This window comes from Halopiger goleimassiliensis, from assembly GCF_000455345.1.
GTDB classification, from domain to species: domain Archaea; phylum Halobacteriota; class Halobacteria; order Halobacteriales; family Natrialbaceae; genus Halopiger_A; species Halopiger_A goleimassiliensis.
The window spans coordinates 1,314,650-1,337,030 of the sequence record NZ_HG315690.1 but is presented as its reverse complement, the minus strand read 5'-3'; the positions used below and the strand labels follow the sequence as shown (position 1 = coordinate 1,337,030).

The following is a 22,381-nucleotide window of genomic DNA, read 5'->3' as shown; positions in this document are numbered from 1 at the left end:
ATGTCACAGTCGTCCCTATGGGAGACGGGACCGGCGGTAGCTATCGACTCGACGAAATCGATCGACGGATCGTCCACGCATTGATGGCCGACGCGCGAAACACGTCGGCCCCGGCGATCGCGGAGGAAGTCAGCGTCTCGGGCGCGACGGTCCGCAATCGGATCGCCCAACTCGAGGAACACGGGATCATCGAGGGCTACCACGCCACCGTCGACTTCGAACGGGCCGACGGTTCCCTGATGAACCTCTTTTGCTGTCATGCGCCCTTCGGCGACGTCGAGGGCGCGGCGCGCAAGATCGGGACCATCCCGGGCGTGATCAACGTCCGCGAACTGATGGGCGGCCGGATGAACCTCCACGTGCTGGCGGTCGGCAGCGATACCAGCGATTTGCGACGCATCGGCCGCGAACTCGAGAACGTCGGCGTCGAGATCGAGGACGAGTTCCTGCTCCAGAACGAACACACCTTCCCGTACGCGCCCTACGGGCCAGCAGATCGGCGTCGCCTCGAACCGCTGGCCGATTACATCAGCCTCACCGGCGGTGCCGAGGTCGTCGAGGTGACCGTCCACGAGGACGCCCCGATCGCCGGCTGTACGCTCGAGCGCGCCGCCGAGGAGGGGATTCTCGACGACAGGACCCTCGTCGTGGCGATCGAGCGCGACGACGCCGTCCTGACGCCCCACGGGGACACCGAGATCCGTCCCCAGGACGTCGTGACGGTGTTCTCGCCGGACGGCAGCGACGAACTGACGCTGAACGGATTCGAGGGGCCGGACGGCCGACCGGCGTCCTCGTCGCTCCAGTGAGTATGCCCGTCGACAGACTCCTCCCCGGGTTCCTCCAGCGGGAGTCCGATTCGGCGGTCGATCCCGAGGCGGCCGTGTTACACGAGTGTCGCCACTGCGGGTCGAAGTTCGACGAGGCGATCGACCAGTGTCCCGTCTGTGAGGCGACCGAGATCGCGACCTACCAGTTCCCCTCCGAGGAGGGTAACGAGTCCGATGGGGACGACGCGCGTGACGCTACCGACGTGACCGACGCGACGGGTGACGATTCCGACGCGACGGCCGACGAAGGCGAATCGGCAGCAGACGACGCCGCAGACGCCGATGGGGTCAGCCCCGACTCCGCGTAACGCCGACGACGATCCCGTCACCGACCGACTTTTCTCCGTCGACGCCTACTCCCGAGTGTGCAACCGCTCGAAGCCGAACTCGAGGACGCTCGGGCGCTGTCGATCGACGCCCTCGCTGACGCGATCGAGTCGATCGGCTTCGAGTGTACCCGCTGTGGGGCCTGCTGTACCGGCCACGGCGAGGAAGAACACACCGCGACGGTCTTCCCCGACGAAGTACGGTCCCTCGAGGCGGCGGAGACCGCCGACGTGGACGGCGATGGGGGCGACGTCCCGGACGCCTCGGAGCGCGATTGGCGCGACGTCGCCCGGCCGATGCCCTACGGCCTCACCGAGCACGAGGACGGCCTCGAGGGCGAGACCTTCGAGTGGGCGCTCCAGACCGACGGCTGTGGCGACTGCGCCTTCTACGCCGAGGACGAGGACGGCACGGGTGCCTGCGTCGCCCACGAAGATCGACCGCTGATCTGTCGGACGTACCCGTTCAGCGTGGCGCTGGCGGGGACCAGTCAGCCGATGGGCGAGGCGGTCGACGAGGAGGGGGTCGTCCGCGCCCACGAGTGCGAGGGCCTCGGCCGGAACATCTCCCGAGAGGACGCCGAGGACCTCGCCCGCGCGCTCAAAGAGCGCGCGATCCGCGAACTCGAGGAGGCCATCGCGGTGCGCGACGCCTACGAACCGGCTGATCCCGACCCGGGCGAGGTCGTCGTCCACGACTCCGAAGGGGCGAAGCGGCCCGACGGATCGCCGCTCGAGCGCCCGAAGTGAGGCCGTTCCAGGGGGGATCGCGCGGACGGTCACGCCGACGAGAGGATCGACAGGAAATTTACCTCCCCCTTCGAAGGGGCGGGCATGCAGATCGACTGGGACGCGATTACCCACGTGACGAAGGTCGATCCGGCGAAGTCGCTGCCGGGCGATCTCTCGGTCCTCGAGGGGACCGATATGATCCTCGTCGGTGGCTCCGACGGTGTGACCGAGGCGAACGTCCTCGAGACGATCGACGCACTCGAGGAGCAGTACCCGGAGATGCCGGTCTTGCAGGAGCCCAACGGTTCGGACCACGTCTCGCGGACGACGATCGATCGCGTCGACGCGATTGCGGTACCGGCCGTCTACAACGGTGATCGCGAACACTTCGTCGGCAAACACCTCGATCTCTTCACCGAGATTGGACAGAAACCCGACGAGTTGTTCGGGACGAACGTACCGCTGGTTGGGGGTCTCGTCAAATCGAAGGGACAGGAGGTCGTGGCTGACCTCGCCTCGAAACTCGTCGGGGAGGCCTACGTCGTCCAGAACCTCGCATCGGCGGCGGCCGACCAGGCCGGTGTCGAGGATCAGTATACCCCGGAACAGGTCGCCGGCGCTGCCCTCGCGACCGAGGCGTTCTACGGTTTCCCGGTCTTCTACGTGGAGTACTCCGGCACCTACGGCGGTCCCGAGGACGTCGAGGCGGCCGCTCGCTATCTCGAGGAGACGACGCTGTTCTACGGCGGCGGCATCGACAGCGCCGCGAAAGCTGAGGAGATCCTCGAGGCCGGCGCGGACGCCATCGTCGTCGGCGACTGTTTCCACGACGATCCCGAGACGTTCCGCGAGACGATCCCGACGTAGCGATCGTCGACGGTCGGCGACGCCGGAAATTTCATTGGGTTTTCACTCGACGTTGTCAGTATGCTTGCCCTCCAGTTCGTACCGCCGGTCGGTCGCCGCTCGCTCGAAGGAGCGTGCGCGCTGCTGACCTGTGTCCTCGCCGTCGTGATGGTACTCGAGTTGTCGCTATCGACCAGGTGGCTAGCCGTTTCGACGGACCTGTGGATCGTCGCCTCGATCGTCTTCCCGGGCGTTCTCGCCCTTTCGGTGGTAATCGACGCCGTCGCTCATCTGGTCCGTCTCGGTGCCGCCGTCGTCGGGGCCGACGATCGCGTCCGTCCGGGCGATACCGGCCTGCTTCGTATCGGGGCATCGCTGCTGCTCGGTTGGCTCGGCGGGTACGTCCTGTATCTCGTCGTCGCCACCCTCTACGTCCTCACTGCTCCCGTTGGCGGCGTCCTCCTCGCCCCGGTGGTCGCGGTCCTCTACGGTAGCGTCCTCGGTGCCCTCGTGCTCCTGCATACCGTCCTCTCGAGGCTGTTTCCGGACACTCCCGTGACGAAGTTACGTGTACCCGCGCTCGAGTAGGGGACTGAGAGAGGTGTACGGCGCGCTTCGTGCGCCGTTTCACCGATCGCGGCCGCTGGCCGCGATCGGACTGTTTTGCTCCGGATGTTTGCGCGAGGGGATTGCGGGCCGCCGGCCCGCAACCTCGTTCCCTGGCGGCGAAGCCGCCACGCGGTCGGCTGTGCCGACCGACCGCAAAAAGCTGGTCTCTAGAACGTTTCCTCGATGATCTCGCCGACCGCGAAGTTCGACTTGACCTCCGTGACTTCGATCTTGACGCGTTCGCCGACGTCGGCACCGGGGACGATGATGACGTACCCGCGTTCGACGCGGGCGATGCCATCGCCCTGTTTGCCGATGTCCTCGATCTCGACGTAGCGCGTCTCGCCGACGTCGACGGGTGGTTGTGGTTCCGACGGTGCGCTCTGGGGTTGTGCGGACGCCTCGCCCTCCTCGTCCGCCTCCGCTCGAGAGATGAGGGCGACGCGGTAGACCTCACCCGGATCGATGTCGCCGGTCTCGACCTCCTGACGTGGTACTTCGATGACGTATCGGTCCTCCTCTGCCGACACTTCCGTACTGAACAGACACAGGAGTTTTTCAGATATTTCCACAGGTAGACCCTCACTGTCACCTCTGAATCTCATCCATAATAGTAGTACCGACGGAAATAGGCGGGAATTCACGCGAAACGCGGCGATTGTGGACGGTTTCGACGCCCGCGGTCCCCGTGCCGTCCGTCGATCAGTCGGCGTTCGTCGGGGCGTCAGCCCCGCCCGTGGTCACGAACCCCTCGAGATCGACATCGAGGTCGACGTCGGCCTCGGCGGGCGAGTCGTACGGACGGTTGACGACGATGTCGCCGGCGGTCGAGTCGCCGACGCCGGGGATGGCCGTGAGTTCGTCCATCGATGCGGCGTTGAGGTCGAGGGGGTACGGGACGCCCGTGACGGAGCGGTAGCCGTGATCGACGACCGCCACGTCGATCGTCCGTCCGAGTTCGCGCTCGCCCGGAATCCCGACCAGCAGCGGGTAAGTGCCGAGCTGGCGGCCGAAGGTCTTGCCGTCCTGGTGGTACTCGAGGTGGACGTCGGGCAACACGGTCCCTGGTGGCGCGACGCGCTCTAACATCGGGTTGTCGATCTCTTCGCGGACCTGCCGCTTGTAGCGCTTGAACAGCTTCTTGTGTTCCTTGGCGATTTCGGCTCCCGTATCGCTCATGTCGGTGCCGGCGAAGGCCATCACCTGCCGGATGTTCACGCGGCGGAGCATGTAGCCCTCGTCGTAGACCCGCCGGAGGAACGCCATGTTGCGTTCGTAGGTCTCCTCACGCTCGCCCTTGAGGCCGTGCAGGAGGTTGATGCCGGGAAGGAGTTTGGGGAGGCGACGCGGCGCGTCGTCGCCCGTCGAGGGGCCTCGCGGCTTCGCCGCTCGGCTTCCCGGGGCGCTCCGCGCCTCGCTTTCCTCTCCCGGTCGCCAGCCGGCCTCCTCGTTGACGATCTTGACGGCCTCGAAACACTCCTCGGCGCTGACGTTGAGGTTGTTCTCCTCCTGGACGACCGGGTCGGCCGACTCGAGGCCGAACGCGGCCGTGTCGCCCGGCGTGTTGTGTTCGGCGATGATCCGGATGCCCTCCCGCGACTTCTCGGGCCACTCGACGATCGTGATCGGGTTCATGTTGTCGAGGTGGAGCGTCTCGAGGTCGGGGGCGACCTCGCGGATCCCGCCGTAGAGTTCGCGCAGGGCGTCGGGGTTGGGGGCCTCGCCGTCGCCGCCGTAGGCGAGGATGTCGGCCTGTCGGCCGAGCCGGAAGTGTTTCACGCCGCGATCGGAGAGCGCGTCGACCTCGGCGACGACCGTCTCCGGCGGCCGGAACGAGGGGTTGCCGTACAGCGGTTCCGTACAGAACGAACAGCGGTACGCACAGCCCCGGGAGGTCTCGAGTTCGGCGATGAGGTAGTCGGGGTGGTTCGGGTGTTGCTCGACGACGAACGCCCCCTCGCGTGCCCACCGGGTCACCTCCTCCACGTCGCGCATCCGGTCGTTGAAGCCCTCGAGGCCGTTCTCGACGAGGTCGTAGACGGCGGCCTCGACGTCGCCCTTCGCGACGAAGTCGAAGTCTAAGTCCTGCCGCTCCGTTTCCGTGGCCCCGGCGTTCTCGTCGCCGACGCCGAACTTGACGGGGCCGCCCATGAGGCTCGTCCCGCCCGCCGTCCAGGCGAGTTCCCGCACCTCGTCGGGTTCGGCCGGCGTGCCGCCCACGTACTTCCCGGGAACGGTCATCCCGCCCAGGTAGATCATCAGGTCGGCCTCGTCGACGTCGCGCCAGCGGTCCGGTTCGTCGCGGAGGCCGTCGATCGTGTGATACGTAATTTGCTCGCGGGGGACGCCCGCATCGACGAGCGCCCCTGCCGTGTACCGCGGATACGTCGAGATGTACGGCGGCACCCCGAAGTGTGCGGGCTCGTCGACGTAGCCGTCGACGAGCGTCACCGACAGCGTCTCGGGGTCAGTCATAGGAGCCGGTAGCGCCTCGAGGGGTAAAACGGTGACTACACGAAAGCCCCTGCCGTTCGCGTCGCTTCACGGCGCGAACGGCAGCCCCTTTCAGTCCCACCGAAAGCCCGACTCGAACGTGTCGGGGGCTTTCCGGATGGGCGTCACCCACGACTCTCGACCCCGACAGATAGCAACTATCGGGGCGACGCTCCCCGCGAAGTCACGTGCCGCAACCCCGACGTTGATAGGTCTCGTGACGCTAGACTCGCGTATGCCACCGACCGAGGAGATCGTCTGTACCGACGACGACTGCTTTCTCGACCTGTTCGAGAACCACTACACGTACGACGTCCCCGAGGAGTTCGACGTCTCGGAGCTGTCGTGTCCGGTCTGTGGCGGGACCGACTGTCTCGAGCCCGTCGAGTTGTAGGCGAAAACTGGACGTTCGTCCCGCCGCTCGAGAGGGAGCAACATTCCTATAGCCGTGGCTCCCGTACCTGCTTCTCGAACGATGTCCCGCGCGTGTAGCCCGGTCCCCGCGCCGGTCCCGGCGAGCGTTCCCCGCGCCGCCGGAGGTGACCGGCGGTGAGGCTGAGCGGTCTTCGATCGTCAGTGAAACGCGTACTGTACCGACAGGTCGGCCGCGCGAACGGCTATCTGCAGTACAACCGCTCGCTTCCGGTCGACGTGCTGGAAAACGACGCCTCCTATCTCGTCGTCTTCGACGCCCCGGGAACCGAACCCGAGGACGTGCAGGTTCGATACCTCGAGGGGAGCGTCCACGTCCGCCTCGAGCGATTTCGGGAGTTCCGCGACGGGTTCGCCCTCCGGTTTCCCGGCCGGGGGATGACGCTGGACGGCGAGGCCGAACTGCCCGGCGACGCGACGGTCGATCCGGACGCCGGCACCGCGCGGCTCTCGGAGACCGGCACGTTGCGCATCGAGATTCCGAAGGAGGCCGCCGCTGAAGACGATGAGGCCGTCGAATCCACGACGGCCGAGGAGCCGACGCCGGCCGGCGAGCCGGAACCGACGACAGCGACGAGCGCGGAAGAAGTCACGGTCGAGGACTGAGACGGGTTGCTGTACCGGTGTACCGGTGCAACCGCCGCCAGGGTCGCGATTTTTGCGTCCGTTCGTGCCTGCTCGAGCGTCAGTCGTCCTCGAGCGTCATCCCCTCCCTGATCTCGAAGGACTCGTCGCCCGCGAACCGCGTCGGATCGAAGGCGTCGATCCCGTCGTCGCCGAGGATCTGTGCCGCGAGTCGGTTGCCGATCGCCGGCGCGCGCATGAAGCCGTGGCCCTGGAAGCCGGTCGCGACGTAGAGGCCGTCCTCGAGGCGGCCGACGAGCGGATCTCGGTCCGGCGTCGCCGTACAGAGGCCGGCCCAGGCGCGATCGACGTCGAGTTCGAGGTCGGGGAACCGGTGTTCGATCCGCTCGCGGAGGTCGTCCGGGAACCCCGGATTCGCGTCGCGGTCGTACTCGTCGGGATCGGCCTCCCGTTCCTCGGTGCCGTCGCCGGCCAGCACGCCGTCGGGGTGGGGCCGGACGTAGAAGCCGGCCGAGGCGTCGTAACACATCGGCTCCGGGAGGTCGCCGTCCGCGACCAGCGCCTGCACCCGATACGGCTTCATCGCGATCTCGAGGCCGGCCTCGGCCAGCAGCCGCTTCGTGCGAGCGCCGGCGGCCACGAGGACGGCGTCGACCTCGTGGGCCGGTCCGTCTTCGGGGACGACCCGCGGGGGATCCGTCCGGACCGAGACCGGCGTCTCGGTCTCGAGCGTCGCGCCGGCACCCGTGGCCGCCGCCGCGAGGCAGGCGGTGTACGTCGCGGGATCGGTGTAGCCGGCCGCGCCCGCGACGGCGGCGACCGCGACGTCGTCGGTGCGGACGGCCGGGAATCGGTCGGCGAGCGCGTCGGCGTCGAGTTCGAACGCGACGACGCCTTCTTCCTGCATGCGAGCGACCCCCTCGCGGATCGCGTCGGCGCGTCGATCGTCGCCCTCACGGGCGAGCCAGAGGTACGGACACTCGACGAACGGGAAGGTGTCCTCGCCGGAGAGCGCGCAGAATCGCTCGATCGCCTCGCCGGCGATCTCCGCGTCCAGCGGGTCGGCGTAGGCGTCGTAACAGACGCCCGCAGCGCGGCCGCTCGCGCCGGCCGCGACCCGCCCCCGCTCGTATAACGTCACGTCGGCCCCCTCGCGAGCGAGGTCGTAAGCCGCCGTCGCGCCGACCGCGCCCGCGCCGACGACGGCGACCTCGAGGCCGGCCCCGCGGTCGGTGAACGCGTCCGCGCCGACGGCGAGTTCGGGCTCCTCGCTCATTTGTGCTCACCTGGCCAGCAGTCCGCGAGCGGTCGTTCGACGAGCCAATCGAGCAACGCGTCGAGTCGGTCGCGACCGGCCTCGAACAGCCGTTCCCCCTTCTCGGGGTCGGCCTGGGTCGGCCGACCCACCGCGCCGCTGTCCGAGAAGTCGATAGTGTCGAAGGCCACGGCTGCCCCCGCCACGGACTCGCCCCAGCTGTCGCTCGCTCCGTCTTCGGCGGTCTCGAGGGCGTCGGGATCGACGAGGTCCTCGTGGAGATGCCACAGGAGGCTCGTCTCGGCCGCGTCGGCGTGGCCGCCGTCCTCGTCGAACAGGTCCGCGGCGAGGTCCTCGACGCCGTCCCACCAGTTCCAGGGTGGTGCGAACGCCGTCCGCTCGTCCCGGAGGCGTCGGGCCGCCCGGTTCAGCGCCGGGGAGTTGCCGCCGTGACCGTTGACCACGACCGCCTTGCGGAGCCCGTGTTCCGCCACGCTCTCGATCGTCTCGGTCACGTAGCGTTCGAACGTCTCGTCGCTGACGTACAGCGTCCCGTCGAACTGCCGGTGGTGAACGCTGACGCCGACCGGCAGCGTCGGCAGGACGACCGCGTCCTCGCGGTCCGTGGCCGTTCGGGCGAACGCCTCGGCGGCCAGGTGGTCCATCCCGAGTGGCAGTGCGGGACCGTGCTGTTCGGTACTCCCGACGGGGAGTACCGCGACCTCGGCCGCCTCGAGCGCCTCGGCGGCCGTCGTCGTCGTGTGTTCGGCGAGCGTGCGCATGCCCGACTCTGTCGCGTGCAACGACTTATGTTACGGGGTGTTGGCCGCGAGAAAAGGCCTCACTCGAGGAACGGCTCCAGCCCGCGGGCGGGGTAGCCGACGACCGTCGTCGCGCCGGCCTCGCGAAGGGCCGACGCTCGCTCGGCGACGGCGGTCTCGTCACCGACGAGCGCGTAGTCCTCGGCCGCCGCGAGTAGCACCTCGCGGGCGCGGCCGGTCGCCGTCGCGTCGACCGGCGCGTCGTCGGGGAGCGCCTCGGCGACGGGGCCACGACGCGCGACGTAGGGGCCGACGGCGTCGAGGATGTCGTCTTCCGCCTCGGTGAGCACGACCGGTGCGTACACCGCGACCTCGCCCTCGAAGCCGGCCTGGCGGAGCGCCCGGAGTTCGCGCTCGGTCCGGCGCGTGAGCAGGTCGTACTGGGTCGCGCCGGTCGCCATGGCGATGCGTTCGACGCTCTCGGTGCCGACCCAGGCCTCCGGTGCGGACTCGAGGGCTGCGCCCAGCCGTGGCGCGACGGCGCGGTCGCGCTCCGTGGCACTGAGGTAGGCCGGGTGGCCCGCGACGAGGATGCGATCGACAGCCTCGGGCAGGGCCGCGAGCACCGAGTCGTCGCCCAGCGGATCGAAGCCGTCGGCACGAACCGGCGTCGTCACCCGAACGGTGGCCTCGCTCGCGAGCGAGGCGAGCGTCGCCGGATCGGGGACGTGCTCGCGGCCCTCGTAATCGATCGCGACCGTCTCGACCGGCAGCGCGTCGGCGCTCGAGACGTCACACTCGGCGGGTTTGAGCGCGACCGCGTCGAGCCCGGCACGGGCGAGGGGACTGGAGCGTAACATTACGGTTCACCTCCCGTCACGGGAGAACGGTCATCGTCGGTGCGGAACGCGATCCATCGTCTGTGCGACCATAGGCGTGGTGGGCCGGGACCGCGCAAAAAGCTGACGTTCCCGGGAAGTGCTACCGGCCGAGACGGGACACCGGGCGTTGAAATAGATGCGCTCCCATCCGTCATCTATGACGACATTCCGCTCCGACCGACGACGGGTTCTCGCTCTCGCCGGTGCCGGTCTCTCTTCGGTCCTCGCTGGCTGTACGGCCCCACAGCGCAGCGGGAAGATGGAAGGCAGTTCCAGCTACGAGACCGACCGGGGGGACGTCGCCGACGGGTCGGCGTTCACCGACGTCTACGAGGCCGTCATCGAGTCGGTCACCCAGGTCCGCGTCTTCGGGATCGACGACCTGTTCCTCGAGGAGGGCCAGGGCCAGGGGTCGGGCTTCCTCTACGACGAGAGCCACGTGGTCACGAACGAACACGTCGTCGCCGGGGGCGAGGAGGTCGACCTCCAGTACATCACCGGCGACTGGACGAACACCCGCCTCGTGGGCCGCGATCGGTACAGCGACCTCGCCGTCCTCGAGGTCGACCACGTCCCCGATGGAGCGACCCCGTTGACGCTCGCGTCGGAGCGACCGGTCGTCGGCCAGCAGGTGCTCGCGATCGGCAACCCCTACGGTCTCGAGGGGTCGATGTCCCAGGGCATCGTCGGCGGCGTCGACCGAACGATCGCCGCCCCGAATCGGAACTTCTCGTATCCGAACGTCGTCCAGACCGACGCCGCCGTCAACCCCGGCAACAGCGGCGGCCCGCTCGTCGACATGGACGGCGAGGTGGTCGGTATCGTCCACGCCGGCGGCGGCGACAGCATCGGCTTCGCCATCTCGGCAGCGCTCACCAGTCGGGTCGTCCCGGCGCTCATCGAGGACGGCGAGTACCACCACTCCTACATGGGCGTCAGGTTCGCCTCCGTCGACCGGCTGATCGCCGAGCGGAACGATCTCGAGGAGGCAACCGGCATCGCGATTAGCGAGGTCGTCCCAGGTGGCCCGTCCGACGGCGTCCTCGAACCCGCCGAGACGACCGTCCGACGCGGGAACGAACTGATCCCGATCGGCGGTGACGTAATCTTCGAGATGGACGGTCACCCGATTCCCGACCGCCACGCCCTCTCGACGTTCCTCGCGCTCGAGACGAGTCCGGGCGACACGATCGAGGTTCGCCTCTGGCGCAACGGTCAGGAGACGATCGAGGAACTGACTCTCGGAATCCGTCCCGAGCCGTAACTGGACGTCTCGAGCGACGCGACCCGCGGTCGGGGCACTGTAGGCGGGTTCCGGTCGGACTCCTCGCCGTCCCGGCCGCTCGTTGCCCCTCGACGCCGTGGTAACGAGAGATTACCACGCTTCACTGCGAGTATTCGTCCCGTATGCGTGACTTTCTCCCGTTTCGACGGGGCCATCGATCCCGAACCTGTGAGGCTGTTTTCGTCGGGAACTGGTGCGGAAACGAGTGGATAACAATGGGGGTGTGGCTCCCTCGTTTAGCCACGTCGACCCACGACTATGACCTCCGATTGCGACACCTCCCTCCCGGTGCCAGGCGAACCGTCGATCCGCCTCGAACACGTCACCGTCAGGAACGACGACGCGCCCGACGAGTGTGCGATCTTCCCGCGGAACGCGACCGAACGGCAACTGACGACGGCCTGGATCGCGGCCCAGGACGACGCGTTCGTCGCCCTCGAGTCGATGCGTTGATCGCCCATGCACCTGCAGGACGTCGTCGTCGCGGCCGGGTTCTGGATCGGCACCCTGTTGCCGGTCGCGTACCTCCCGGTGTTCGTCGTCGGCATCGAGTCGACGACGATGCTCTCGGTCTTTTTCGGCCTGCTCCTGCTCAACTGCCTCGCCCTCGTCGTCGGTCACGGCTACTCCCGGACGGGGACTCACTGACGCGGCTTCCTTTCGCCGCCGGTCGTGTCGGGCGAATCCGTGAAAGCGGTAAGTACCCGTTCGTGGGATCAATTCACATGGAAACGAACTGCCCACTCTGCCGACGAGCGATTCCGGGGACCCACCAGCAGTGGTGTGAGTGCGGCCGCGTGATGGACCCGGGATGTTTCGACGCACACGATTCGTGGTGTGCCGTCCACGGCGAGGATCGGTGGGTCGGCGCGGTGGAGCTTTAAGTGCCTCACGTCACAGGGTGAAGCTACGACGGGAGATTCGCTCCCCTTCTCACCCCGCACCCGATCGACCAGTCGCCACGCTATTCGTCCTCGCGCTCGCACTCGTGTGTGATGCCATCGGTTCCCCAGCGGGTCCGCGAACGCGTCGACGCGTCGCTGACTCGTCTCGAGCGCGCGTACGATGTCGAGGTGGCGTTTGCAACCGCCCGCGGAAGCCACGCCTGGGGCGGTGCGGGTCCCGACAGCGATTACGACGTCGGATTCGTCTCCGTCGAGGCCGACCGCCGCCGCTACGCGCACCTCGGCGGGCCACGCGAGGCCATCGACGACCCTGACGTGGCCGGCGAGCACTCGAGCGCTGACGCCGACGGATCGGACGCGGCCGTCGACCTCGAGTTCCAGGGCTGGGACGTCACGACCCTCGCACGGCTGGTGGCCGAGTCGAACGCCAGCGCGCTCGACCTCCTGCGGAGCCCGATCCGCTACCGGACGACGTACGACCCCGACCCGCTCGCGGCGTACCTCGAGCGCACCTACGATCCGATCGAACTCTACCACGACTGGCGGGCGGTCGCCCGGAACAACTACCGCAAGTACCTTTCCGACCACCTCGTGCGAACCGACGACGCCGTCTTTCCGATCCGCGAGCGCGAGGGCGACGGCTACCGCGTCGAGACCGAGGACGGCACGACGTGGATCGACGCCGACGACGAGCGCTATACCGAGACGGCGACGCGACAGACAGTCAAACGCAATCTCACGGTCTGTCGCGCGGCGATGTACGCCCGCTATCTGAAAGCGACGGGCAACGGTGGCGGCCACGACCTCCCCGCGCTCGCGTTCGGGCAGTTCCTCGCCGAACAGGCCCCCGACGTCTTCGACGCAGACCGGATCGACCTGGCCCGTCGTCTGCTCGAGCGGAAACGCGACGGCGAGGGCGACGCCCGCGTCGGCGACCTCGTCGGACACGAGTTCGCACACCCGCCGCGACGAATCGATCCCGACGTCCACGCCCGCGACGGCCCCGACCGGGACCGCGTGAACGAGTTCGTTGACGACGTTCTCGAGGCCTGCGGGTGACGCCGTTTCGGGATACGAAACGACCGGCGCAGGGGGCGCGTATCGACGGCGGCTCGAGGGGGTCCGTCGACGACTCGCTCGACAGCACTTTAAGTGCCTCCCGTCACAAGGTGAAGATACGACGGGAAGCCGGTCGTTCTCACGTTCTCTCGCCCGGTAGCGACGCCGCCGCCTCCTCGCCCAATCGCTCGAGCGAGAGGCCGACCGCTCGAGCAGAAAGGGCCAACCGCTCGAGCGACGTCTCTTTAAGTGCTTCTGGTCACAAGGTGAAGCTACGAAGGGATTTTCGCGGGGCCAGGAACTGACGACGAGCCACAGCGCTGCCGTTCGGCTGGCAGTGGTGGACCTTCTCGGACGAATCTACCCTCGATCGGGTCCAGCGGCGATTCCGCGAGCGGTTCCAGCGCGCCGAACCCGAGGTCCGTGCGGATGCCACCGTCGCGGGCACGGACGCCATCACCGCGGGAACGACGTGACTGCAGGCGAGAACGAGCACGAGCCTTTTTCAGTCTCCCTCTCCGAACGACAGACGAGATGAGAGACGACGGTGCCGACCCCGGTTCCCGCCGCGGACGGACCCCCGTGACGGACGGCGGCGTCACCCCCGACCGCGAACCCGAGCGCCGGCTGGAGACCCGACCCGGCTCCGGTGCGCTCTCTCGAGCGGACGTCCAGCGCGACTCGACGGTTCGCCGGTGGGGCGTGGTGACGCCGAGCGCGACCGTCATCGGGCGCGCGGAGTCGCCGGACGCGGACCTCTCCGAGAGCGTGCGCCGCCTCCACGACGAACAGCACGCGGCGACGCCGGGCTACAGCGAACGCGCCCACCACCTCGACCGGCTGCGGACGACCCAGGCGCTGTGTAACGCCCTCGAGCTGACGCCGTGGCAGCGCGACCTCGCGCTCGGCGTGATGGACGAGATCGACCTCACCGAGTTCGGCAGCCAGCGGGCCATCGAGAAGGTCGCGCTCGTCGTCATCCGCCACGTCGTCGACGTCGACCGCCAGCGGTACTTCGGGCTCGACGACATCGACGCCCAGGCACTCTCCGCCGACCGGATGGAGGAACTGTTCGCCCAGTACCGCGCCCACGACATCACCGATGAGCCGACCTTCGAGCGCCTCGCCAGCGAGTACGGCCTCGACACGACGAGCCTCAATCGGCTCCGGCGCGTCCTCAAATCCCAACTCGAGGACGACCTTCCGGCCTACGGCCGCAACCCCTACCGCGACCCGAACCTGCCGGCGTCCTCGGAACGCGACGAGCTGTCCGTCTCGCCCGACGGGTCGGACGACTCGACCACGTCGAACGATTCCGTCGACGAGTAACCGCCACGGCTGATCCGGGACTCCGGACGGAACCACCGCTGCCCGGCGGTTTTTCCCGCCCGAGTTCCAAAGGGGAGTATGTCCGACACCGATGCGCGCGACCGGCTCATCCTGTACGCCGACTACGTCTGTCCCTTCTGCTATCTCGGCACCCGATCGCTCGAGCAGTACCGCGAGCGCCGGGAGGCACCGCTCGAGGTGGAGTGGCATCCGTTCGACCTGCGCCGCGACAAACGGAACCCGGACGGCTCGATCGATCACGACGCCGACGACGGGAAGGACGACGCGTACTTCGAGCAGGCGAAACAGAACGTCCGCCGGCTCCAGGAGGAGTACGGCGTCGAGATGGCCCAGGAACTGGCCGTCGAGGTCGACTCCCTGCCGGCCCAGCAGGCCTCGCTGTACGTCCGTCGCGAGCATCCGGAGTCGTGGGCCGCCTTCGACGACGCCATCTACGAGGCGCTCTGGCAGGACGACCGCGACATCGGCGACGCCGACGTTCTGGTCGACCTCGCGACCGACGTCGGCCTCTCGAGCGAGGAGCTCCGCTCGGCGCTCGCGGACGACGACCTCCGGGCCGAGCTGGAGGATCGGTTCGCCGAAGCCCACAGCAAGGGCATCACCGGCGTGCCGACGTTCGTCGCCGATGGGCGGGTCGCCCGCGGTGCCGTTCCGCCGGCACACCTCGAGCGACTGATCGAGGGCGAACCACAAACCAACCGCTAGGGTTCGAACCCCGCGTCGCTCGATTCTACTCGAGTTTCTCGAGCGCCTCGAAGAACGTCGTCTGCGGACCGACGAGCCGCACGGGATCGTCCGCGAGGCCGATCTCGACGGTCGCCGGCGGCTCGAGCGGTTTCCGATTGCGGCCGTCGCTGATCGCGTACCCGGAGGGGGCGTCGGTCACGGTCAACGTGATCGCGGCGGCCTGATCGACGATCAGCGGCGGCATCGATTCGGCGGGGGCCATCCCCGTGATCACGAGCGCGTCGGTGCCCGGCCGGATCAGCGGTCCGCCCTCGCTCAGGTTGTAGGCGGTCGATCCCGTCGGCGTCGCCACGAGTACGCCGTCGGTGTGCGCTGCGGTGTAGGTCTCCCCGTCGACGTCGACCTCGATCGTCGCGCCCCCGCCGGGGCCGCGGCGCGGACCGTGGACGAGCACCTCGTTCAGCGCCGGGTCGAGCGCCCACGCGCCGTCGGGATCGCGGGCCTGCAACCGCGCGAGTTCGCGCCCGGGAAGCGACTCGCTCTCCTCGAGTCGGCCGACGACGTCGGCGACGACGTCGGTCGCGTCCGCGGGTGCGACGGCGTTGAGGAAGCCGACCTCGCCGAGGTTGACCCCGAGGATCGGCGTGTCTCCGACCTCGCGCGCGACGAACAGTAACGTGCCGTCGCCGCCGATACTGACGACCAGCGCTCGATCCGCCATCGCGGCGACCGGAACGCCCTGGACGTCGATCGCCTCGCCGGTCGCCTCGTCGACGACCGGCACGACGCCGTGTTCGCGCTCGAGACGCGTCGCGATCGTTTCGGCCAGCGACTGTGCACGCTCGTTGTCGCGCTGGGCCACGATACCGACGCCGTCTTCCATCGTCCGGTGGTTGCCGACCCGGACGCAAAAAGCCACGTATCCGGACCCGTCGGGCGGCCGTCAACAACATTAATCCCGGCCGGGTCACTTCACGTAGGTGAACGGCGACGGAACCGTCGCGGCCTCCGTATGGAACGACGCTACTCGAGCGCGACCGATCGGCCGACGCAACGAGCCGGGGGCGGTTACCGGCGAGTCGGATCGCCGACCCGAACGAACGACGGTGACGTGCATGGCTGAGGAGTCCGACGACTGGTTCGAACGGGCGCTCGCGGAGGACGGAACCGACGACGAGTCCACCGAGTCCGACGCCGAAAGCCCCTCGAAATCGGCGACGGAGGGCGATCCCCCGGAACCGACCGAGAACGGCGAGTCCGGATCGGATCTGTCGGTCGACTCGAGCGGGGACGCGACGTTCGGCGACGACGCCGACTGGGAGGCCGTCGGCGACGGCCCGGAGGGGAACGCAGCCGATCCTGTCGCTGACCGCGACGACGGGTCGGCGGACGACGGCGACTCGCTCTTCGAGGAGGACTTCGCCTCGGCGCTCGAGGACGCCGACGTCCCCGCGCCCGCAGACGAGGGCGGGGCGGCTGGACCGAGCGGCTTCGAAGACGTCGACCTGGGGCTGCAGGGTGCCGGTGAGACCGACTTCGAGGCGGACGTCGAGTCGTATCTGCCGCGTCTCGATCTGGGCATCGACGGGCTGGACCGGATGATCCAGGGTGGCGTCCCGGAGCGATCGCTGATGGTCGCGATCGGAAGCGCCGGGACCGGGAAGACGACCTTCGGCATGCAGTTTCTGAACCACGGTCTCGCACAGGGCGAACAGGCGGTGTTCATCGGCCTCGAGGAGAGCCGCCGCCGGATCATCAACAGTGCGACGGAGAAGGGGTTCCCCTTCGACGAGTACGTCGAGGACGACCGACTCGCCATCGTCGACATCGATCCCGTCGAGATGGCGAACAGCCTCACCTCCATCCGGTCGGAACTCCCGACGCTCGTCGAGGAGTTCGGGGCCTCGCGACTCGTCCTGGACTCCGTCTCGTTGCTCGAGATGATGTACGACGAGCAGGCGACCCGGCGCAACGAGGTCTACGACTTCACGAAGAGTCTCAAACAGGCCGGGGTGACGGCGCTGTTGACCAGCGAGGCCGCCGATCGAAACCCCTACGCTTCCCGGCACGGCATCGTGGAGTATCTCACCGACGCGGTCTTCGTGTTGCAGTACGTTCGGCCCGACGACTTCCGGGAGACCCGACTCGCCATCGAGATCCAGAAGATCCGCGACGCGAACCACTCGCGAGAGAAGAAACCCTACGAGATCACCGACGAGGGCATCTCCGTCTACCAGCAGGCGAACCTGTTTTGAGTGGGGGCGGTTCGCGGCGGCGAGTAACCTCGGCTTTGGTCGCGTTCGCTGCCCATACTTTTCAGCGGTGAGTCGTCAGGCCCGGACATGGCACAGCGAACGACCGCGGACGAAACCGTATCGCGCGAGGAACTCGCGGAGTACTTCCAGCAACTTTCGGACGCCTTCGCCGACCCGGACGACGTTCGCGTCTCGGTTGGCAACAAGACCGTCGGCCTCAACCCCCCGGAGAACGTCGATCTCTCGGTCGACGTGATCGAACGCTCGACGCTGCTACGGGGCAACCGCGAGGAACTCGAGATCGAACTCTCCTGGAAATCGAAGTCCAAGTCCACGTAGCCAGCGGATCGGGGCCGAACACCGAGAAGCAAGTTCTTTCTCCCTCCACGCCAGTGGTCCGACTAGATGTACGAGACGATCCTCTTTCCAACCGACGGGAGCGACCACGCCGAACGGGTCGCGGAACACGCGTTCGAGGCCGCCGACGTTCGCTCGGCGACGCTGCACGTGCTCTCCGTCGTCGACGATCGGGCGTTTCTCGTTCTCGACGACGACCGCGTCGCGGAGGTCCGCGACGACCTCGAGGCGAACGCCCGCGAGGCCACCGACGCGGCCGCGACCCGCGCCGCCGAACGCGGCCTCGAGGTCGAGACCGCCATCGAGACCGGTCACCCGGCGGAGTGCATCGTCGACTACGCGAGCGACCACGACGTCGATCTGATCGTCATGGGAACCAGCGGCGACGAGTACGAGAACAACGTCGTCGGCAGCGTCTCCCAGCGCGTGGTGCGAACGGCCCCCGTCCCGGTGACGACCGTCGGCCCGGACGCCTGACGGCCGACCGGCCGCCGACGGGACACCGCTTTCGCCCCACTCTCCGTGCCCGCTTCGGGTGTTTCGGAATCTGTCACCGCAGTAACTCGAGAGCCTAGATTGATATCTCTCCCGTCGCTAGACGAATCGGAATGCGTCGGTCGACCGTCGTCGTCCTTGCGTTGCTCGCGGTAACGCTGCTGGTCGTGGGGGGTCCCTCGTTGCTGTTCTCGCCGTCGGTCGACGAGGTCGCCCCCGAGACGGCGGACGAACCCAAACCCGAAATCGTCTCCCTCGAGGGCCACGACAGCGGCTTCTGGCCCTACCTCAACGCCAGGCAGGTCCACGAGAAACGGAGTCCGGTGAACGTCGTGGTTCGGGGCGACACCGACGAGGTAGTTCGACTGCTCGCCGAACACGGGGACGGCAACTGGACGGAACCCGAACACGACCACTTCGAGTCCGAGGAACTGCTCGCGTTCGACGGCAACGAGTCCGAGATGGATCCAGAGACGGAACCGGGCACGGTGAACACGACCGTCGACGACCTCCGGCCGGTCGCGCCGACCGACATCCCGTGGTCGGAGGCCGACGGAGCGACGCGGTACGCCTATCTCGACCCCGGACCCGACGCCGCCGCCTTCTGGACGACCGAGACGCTGCAACTCGAGGACGGTGAGTACTACGGTTACCGATATCACATCCGTGCCTACGAGAGTCCGCACCCCGACGACGAGTGGGTCGCGATGCAGACCCACTCCGAACACTTCGACTGGTTCACGCTGCGCCACCGCGTCGACGGCGTCGAACGCGCCCAGGCACGACTCGAGGCCGACCTGATGGCCATCCCGGGAGTCGACGTCCAGGAGGACGTCCGGCGGATCTTCCTCGACAACAGGGGGCCGTCCGACGCCAACGGCTGGGCCACCGCGGTCGACCTGACCGCCATGGCGATGGTCCCGCTCGCGGTCGGCCTCGCGACCGGCCGCCGTCGAATCGCCCGTGCGGACGTCGGCGGGCTCCGCGAGCGTGCCGAGTCCCGCGTGTCGGATCGGCTGACCGAAACCGATCGCGCCCGAATCCGGGCGGCCGCCGACCGCCTCGAGGCCCGCCACCTGATCCTCGCGGCGACGATCGTCGCGATCGTGCTGGGCGTTCGCGTCGCCGGCGTCGCACTGGATCGCACCGTCGACGCCCTGGGCGTCCACGCCATCGCCGGCGTGCTCTACCCGTTCATCGCCGTCGGCCTCCCGGTCGCGACCTACGTCGTCGCCAGCGGACTCGAGCGACGACTGGACGCCGCCGTCGCCGCGTCGGTCTCGCTGGCCGCGGCGATCTGGCTCGATTACGCGCTGTTGGGCGTCGACGTCCTCCCGATCGACGTGATCCTCCAGCGCGCGCTCGTCGTCCTCGCGCTCGGATTGATCGCCGCGGGCGCGGCCCGACGGGCAACCAGGGAGTCGCGAATAAACGACCTGCTCGTCGTCGGCCTCGTCCTCTGGACGCTGGTGCTCGTCGGCACGCTGCTCGGCTACCTCTGAGCTGGTCGTCTGCGTCCCCTTCGCGTACCGATGGCTTTTATCGGCTCTCGGCCCCCTCCCTCCGCTATGTCCGATACCGAGCCCGACGGGGAGTACGTCCCGCCCGACGACCCCGACGTCGACTACCTCATGCACCGACTCGAGACGCTTGAGGAGACGGTCGACGAACCCGACGAACGCGAGGAGGTCCGCCGGACGATGTCCGCCGCGCGGCGGCTGGCCCACGTCGGCGGGTTCGAGGAGCGAATCCAGAAGTTCACCGGCCGGGACGTCGCCGAGGCGTTTGTCGGCGGGATCGCCTTCTCGCTGCCGATGCTCGTCGAGGACGGCGTCTTCGAGATCGCCCGGTGGTTCCTCCAGACGACCGTCGCCGGGGTTCCCGTCTTCTTCGTCGCCAACGTCGCGTTCGTCGTATTCCTGACGATCGGGCTCATCTACTGGTCCGACATTCGTGACGTCCAGGTGACCGATCCGCTGTTCGGGGTCATCCCCCGACGCCTCGTCGGCGTCCTCGCCGTCTCGTTTCTCACCGCGACGTTCCTGCTGTTCCTCTGGGGTCGCCACACCGCCGACGACCCCGCCGGCACGCTCGAGGTCCTCTCGCGGATCACCGTCGTCTGGTCGGCGGCCGCGTTCGGCGCGGCACTGGGGGACATCCTCCCCGGCGAGAGCCGCGGTCACGACCTCGTCCTCGAGAACATCGACGAAATCGTCAGTCGGGAAGACGAGTAAGGGCAGCGCTCACCGATCGCTACTCGTCGGGTACGCTCGAGTACCAGCGGCAAGACGCCACATAGTTGCGACTCACGGATGTTCGCCATCTCACGGCTCGCATTGCTCGCCGTTCGAAACTTGGAGACGCTCACTGCGTTCGCGTCTCCCATGCGCCGGCCGGGAATTGAACCACCTGAAGACGGTCGCTCACTCCGATCGCGCTGCGTCTTCCGTACTTCAATTCCCTTTTGCCGCAGTTGCGACTCACGGCTGTTCGTCGCAACATGCGCCGGCCGGGAATTGAACCCGGGCTATGAGCTTGGGAAGCTCATGTCCTACCACTAGACCACCGGCGCGCTTCGTCACTGCGTTCCTCGCTCGCCGAGGATCGCAAATCCGTCGGATTTGCTCACCACCGGCGCTCACTCACTTCGTTCACGCCGTACTTCGACGGACGTCGTCCGTCTCAGCACCGGCGCGCTTCGGCACCGTGAGTTTACCCACCGATCGCACTTCAACGTAGCGCTCTCGAGCGACGCCGGTCCCGGTAAGAAACCTAACACGTGTCCACTTTTTCGCCTCGAGGGGAGGCTATTAGGGAGGGGGAACCGTATCCCATCGCAATGATTGACGTTCGGTTCTCGGAGGCGGAACTGGAGCAGCGACGCGAACACATCACGGAGTTCATCCGCGAGCAAGTCGACGCTGCGGGGGCCGACGGCGCTGTACTCGGCCTCTCCGGGGGAATCGACAGCACGCTGACGGCACACCTGACCGTCGAGGCACTCGGTGCGGAGAACGTCCACGGGCTCGTCCTCCCGGCGACGGTCAGCACCGAGGACAACATGAGCGACGCCGAGCGCGTCGCCCAGGACCTCGAGATCAGCTACGACGTACTCGAGATCGAACCGATCGTCGACTCACTGCTCGAGGCCTATCCCGAAGTCGAGGGCGACCGCGAGGCCGTCGGCAACGCTCGAGCACGCGTGCGAGCGGTGCTGAACTACCTCGTCGCGAACCACGAGAACCGGCTGGTCGTCGGCACCGGCAACCGGAGCGAGGCCGCGGTCGGCTACTTCACCAAGTACGGCGACGGCGCGGTCGACTGCCACCCGATCGGGAACCTCTACAAGGCCCAGGTGCGACAACTCGCGCGCCACGTCGGCGTTCCCGAGGACCTCGCGTCGAAGACCGCCACGGCCGAACTGTGGACCGGCCAGACCGACGAGGAGGAACTGGGTATCAGCTACGAGACGCTCGATTCGATCCTCGCGACCCACGTCGACGGCCCGCTGTCGGTCGACGCCACCGCTCGCGTCCTCGAGGTCGACGCCGACACCGTCGAGCGGGTCCGGGCGATGTACGAGGCCAGCGCGCACAAACGCGCGGCCCCGCCGGCACCGGAGCCGCTCGAGTGAGCCCCCCGTCAGTCGCTAGTCGCCAGTTGATTCGCGCCACTCGTCCTCGAGGAGGCCGTACCAGTGGGTGTCCCAGTATTCGCCGTCGATGAACTGGGATTCGCGCTCGGTTCCCTCCCTCATGAAGCCGATCGACTCGAGGAGCCGCTGTGAGGCGTCGTTGAACTCGAAGACGTGAGCCCTGATGCGGTGGAGACCGAGCTGGTCGAAGGCGTACCCGACGACCAACTCCGCCGCTTCAGTGCCGTACCCCTGGCCGTGTTCGTCGGGTTCGATCCAGTAGCCGACCTCACCGGTGCCGGATTCCCAGTCGATTCGTCGGATCTCGATCGTCCCGACCGGGTCCGAATCGGCGACGATCAGCAGGTTCACCGACTCGTCGTCTGTGACGACGTTCTCGAAGAACTCCCGTTCCTGCTCGAGGTTAAGCGGACGCGAGCCGCCGATCGGTCGCCAGACCCGTGGATCGTTGATCGCGTCCCGAAGGAACTCGAGGTCGTCCTCCTCGATCGGCCGCAAGTCGACGCGCTCGCCGGAGAGAAAGGTCGTATTAGGCATACCACTTCGTTTCGAAGGCCCGATGAAAAAGGTCATTGTAGCGTGC

26 protein-coding genes and 1 tRNA gene are annotated in these 22,381 nt (G+C 67.8%); 18 read left to right on the top strand and 9 right to left on the bottom strand.

Features of this window, described 5'->3' with window-relative positions:
- Positions 1 to 17 precede the first annotated feature (17 nt).
- From TX79_RS06555 to TX79_RS06540, 4 genes are all read left to right on the top strand, one after another.
- Positions 18 to 809, top strand: coding sequence for an Lrp/AsnC family transcriptional regulator (locus TX79_RS06555; RefSeq protein WP_049926537.1), 792 nt, complete (start codon positions 18 to 20; stop codon positions 807 to 809).
- Between the two features lie 2 nt (positions 810 to 811).
- Positions 812 to 1,138 carry a hypothetical protein gene (locus tag TX79_RS19590; protein WP_195892467.1) on the top strand — a complete coding sequence of 109 codons (327 nt, stop codon included), beginning with the start codon at positions 812 to 814 and terminating at the stop codon, positions 1,136 to 1,138.
- Positions 1,139 to 1,195: 57 nt separating this feature from the next.
- Positions 1,196 to 1,906 (top strand): YkgJ family cysteine cluster protein, encoded by a 711-nt coding sequence (locus tag TX79_RS06545; protein ID WP_049926536.1) that lies wholly within the window; start codon positions 1,196 to 1,198, stop codon positions 1,904 to 1,906.
- An 84-nt stretch (positions 1,907 to 1,990) separates the two neighbouring features.
- On the top strand, positions 1,991 to 2,755 hold the full coding sequence (locus tag TX79_RS06540) for a heptaprenylglyceryl phosphate synthase (RefSeq protein ID WP_049926534.1): 765 nt from the start codon (positions 1,991 to 1,993) through the stop codon (positions 2,753 to 2,755).
- 180 nt (positions 2,756 to 2,935) lie between these two features.
- Here TX79_RS06540 and TX79_RS19230 read toward each other — a convergent pair whose 3' ends face one another.
- From TX79_RS19230 to TX79_RS06525, 3 genes are all read right to left on the bottom strand, one after another.
- Complete coding sequence (locus TX79_RS19230; protein ID WP_154660468.1) at positions 2,936 to 3,256, bottom strand: hypothetical protein; 321 nt, start codon at positions 3,254 to 3,256, stop codon at positions 2,936 to 2,938.
- A 254-nt stretch (positions 3,257 to 3,510) separates the two neighbouring features.
- Entirely contained in the window at positions 3,511 to 3,915 is a 405-nt protein-coding gene (locus tag TX79_RS06530) for a TRAM domain-containing protein (protein WP_049926530.1), read from the bottom strand.
- Between the two features lie 130 nt (positions 3,916 to 4,045).
- On the bottom strand, positions 4,046 to 5,818 hold the full coding sequence (locus TX79_RS06525; RefSeq protein WP_049926529.1) for a radical SAM protein: 1,773 nt from the start codon (positions 5,816 to 5,818) through the stop codon (positions 4,046 to 4,048).
- Between the two features lie 253 nt (positions 5,819 to 6,071).
- Between TX79_RS06525 and TX79_RS19585 the strand changes: the two genes are divergently transcribed.
- The gene (locus tag TX79_RS19585) at positions 6,072 to 6,230 is read left to right on the top strand and encodes a DUF7559 family protein (protein WP_195892466.1); all 159 of its coding nucleotides are present in this window, start codon (positions 6,072 to 6,074) and stop codon (positions 6,228 to 6,230) included.
- Positions 6,231 to 6,385: 155 nt separating this feature from the next.
- Entirely contained in the window at positions 6,386 to 6,874 is a 489-nt protein-coding gene (locus TX79_RS06520) for an Hsp20/alpha crystallin family protein (protein WP_049926527.1), read from the top strand.
- A 79-nt stretch (positions 6,875 to 6,953) separates the two neighbouring features.
- On the opposite strand, the gene TX79_RS06515 is transcribed toward TX79_RS06520, so the two are convergent.
- From TX79_RS06515 to TX79_RS06505, 3 genes are read right to left on the bottom strand one after another with little or no spacing between them, the layout of a single operon-like run.
- On the bottom strand, positions 6,954 to 8,129 hold the full coding sequence (locus tag TX79_RS06515; protein WP_049926525.1) for an NAD(P)/FAD-dependent oxidoreductase: 1,176 nt from the start codon (positions 8,127 to 8,129) through the stop codon (positions 6,954 to 6,956).
- Entirely contained in the window at positions 8,126 to 8,890 is a 765-nt protein-coding gene (locus tag TX79_RS06510) for a creatininase family protein (protein ID WP_049926523.1), read from the bottom strand. The genes TX79_RS06515 and TX79_RS06510 overlap by 4 nt, the downstream gene beginning before the upstream one ends.
- 59 nt (positions 8,891 to 8,949) lie before the next feature.
- Positions 8,950 to 9,729: a DUF7388 family protein gene (locus TX79_RS06505; RefSeq protein WP_049926521.1), complete on the bottom strand. Its 780-nt coding sequence runs from the start codon at positions 9,727 to 9,729 to the stop codon at positions 8,950 to 8,952.
- A gap of 178 nt (positions 9,730 to 9,907) precedes the next feature.
- On the opposite strand from TX79_RS06505, the gene TX79_RS06500 reads away from it, so the two are divergent.
- From TX79_RS06500 to TX79_RS06475, 6 genes are all read left to right on the top strand, one after another.
- Positions 9,908 to 11,014 carry a S1C family serine protease gene (locus TX79_RS06500; RefSeq protein ID WP_049926519.1) on the top strand — a complete coding sequence of 369 codons (1,107 nt, stop codon included), beginning with the start codon at positions 9,908 to 9,910 and terminating at the stop codon, positions 11,012 to 11,014.
- Between the two features lie 279 nt (positions 11,015 to 11,293).
- A complete protein-coding gene (locus TX79_RS06495) occupies positions 11,294 to 11,488 on the top strand; it encodes a DUF7511 domain-containing protein (RefSeq protein WP_049926518.1) in 195 nt (64 codons plus the stop codon).
- Positions 11,489 to 11,494: 6 nt separating this feature from the next.
- A complete protein-coding gene (locus tag TX79_RS06490) occupies positions 11,495 to 11,683 on the top strand; it encodes a hypothetical protein (RefSeq protein ID WP_049926517.1) in 189 nt (62 codons plus the stop codon).
- A gap of 347 nt (positions 11,684 to 12,030) precedes the next feature.
- Positions 12,031 to 12,999, top strand: a complete 969-nt coding sequence (locus tag TX79_RS06485; protein WP_049926516.1) for a nucleotidyltransferase domain-containing protein — start codon at positions 12,031 to 12,033, stop codon at positions 12,997 to 12,999.
- Positions 13,000 to 13,533: 534 nt separating this feature from the next.
- Positions 13,534 to 14,328: a hypothetical protein gene (locus tag TX79_RS06480; RefSeq protein ID WP_049926514.1), complete on the top strand. Its 795-nt coding sequence runs from the start codon at positions 13,534 to 13,536 to the stop codon at positions 14,326 to 14,328.
- A gap of 78 nt (positions 14,329 to 14,406) precedes the next feature.
- Entirely contained in the window at positions 14,407 to 15,054 is a 648-nt protein-coding gene (locus TX79_RS06475) for a DsbA family oxidoreductase (protein ID WP_049926513.1), read from the top strand.
- Between the two features lie 25 nt (positions 15,055 to 15,079).
- On the opposite strand, the gene TX79_RS06470 is transcribed toward TX79_RS06475, so the two are convergent.
- Positions 15,080 to 15,919: an NAD(+)/NADH kinase gene (locus tag TX79_RS06470; protein WP_049926512.1), complete on the bottom strand. Its 840-nt coding sequence runs from the start codon at positions 15,917 to 15,919 to the stop codon at positions 15,080 to 15,082.
- Positions 15,920 to 16,151: 232 nt separating this feature from the next.
- On the opposite strand from TX79_RS06470, the gene TX79_RS06465 reads away from it, so the two are divergent.
- The 5 genes from TX79_RS06465 to TX79_RS06445 all read left to right on the top strand — a co-directional run bounded on the left by TX79_RS06465 (position 16,152) and on the right by TX79_RS06445 (position 20,377).
- Positions 16,152 to 17,291: a KaiC domain-containing protein gene (locus TX79_RS06465; protein WP_081655593.1), complete on the top strand. Its 1,140-nt coding sequence runs from the start codon at positions 16,152 to 16,154 to the stop codon at positions 17,289 to 17,291.
- 87 nt (positions 17,292 to 17,378) lie between these two features.
- Positions 17,379 to 17,630 (top strand): amphi-Trp domain-containing protein, encoded by a 252-nt coding sequence (locus TX79_RS06460; RefSeq protein ID WP_049926510.1) that lies wholly within the window; start codon positions 17,379 to 17,381, stop codon positions 17,628 to 17,630.
- Between the two features lie 66 nt (positions 17,631 to 17,696).
- Complete coding sequence (locus TX79_RS06455; RefSeq protein ID WP_049926508.1) at positions 17,697 to 18,125, top strand: universal stress protein; 429 nt, start codon at positions 17,697 to 17,699, stop codon at positions 18,123 to 18,125.
- 131 nt (positions 18,126 to 18,256) lie between these two features.
- Entirely contained in the window at positions 18,257 to 19,645 is a 1,389-nt protein-coding gene (locus TX79_RS06450) for a hypothetical protein (RefSeq protein ID WP_049926506.1), read from the top strand.
- Between the two features lie 66 nt (positions 19,646 to 19,711).
- On the top strand, positions 19,712 to 20,377 hold the full coding sequence (locus tag TX79_RS06445) for a hypothetical protein (protein ID WP_049926504.1): 666 nt from the start codon (positions 19,712 to 19,714) through the stop codon (positions 20,375 to 20,377).
- 267 nt (positions 20,378 to 20,644) lie between these two features.
- Here the strand turns inward: TX79_RS06445 and TX79_RS06440 are convergent.
- Positions 20,645 to 20,715, bottom strand: a tRNA-Gly gene (locus TX79_RS06440).
- 267 nt (positions 20,716 to 20,982) lie between these two features.
- On the opposite strand from TX79_RS06440, the gene TX79_RS06435 reads away from it, so the two are divergent.
- Complete coding sequence (locus TX79_RS06435; RefSeq protein ID WP_049926503.1) at positions 20,983 to 21,777, top strand: NAD+ synthase; 795 nt, start codon at positions 20,983 to 20,985, stop codon at positions 21,775 to 21,777.
- A gap of 15 nt (positions 21,778 to 21,792) precedes the next feature.
- Here TX79_RS06435 and TX79_RS06430 read toward each other — a convergent pair whose 3' ends face one another.
- Positions 21,793 to 22,335: a GNAT family N-acetyltransferase gene (locus TX79_RS06430; protein WP_049926502.1), complete on the bottom strand. Its 543-nt coding sequence runs from the start codon at positions 22,333 to 22,335 to the stop codon at positions 21,793 to 21,795.
- Positions 22,336 to 22,381 lie beyond the last annotated feature (46 nt).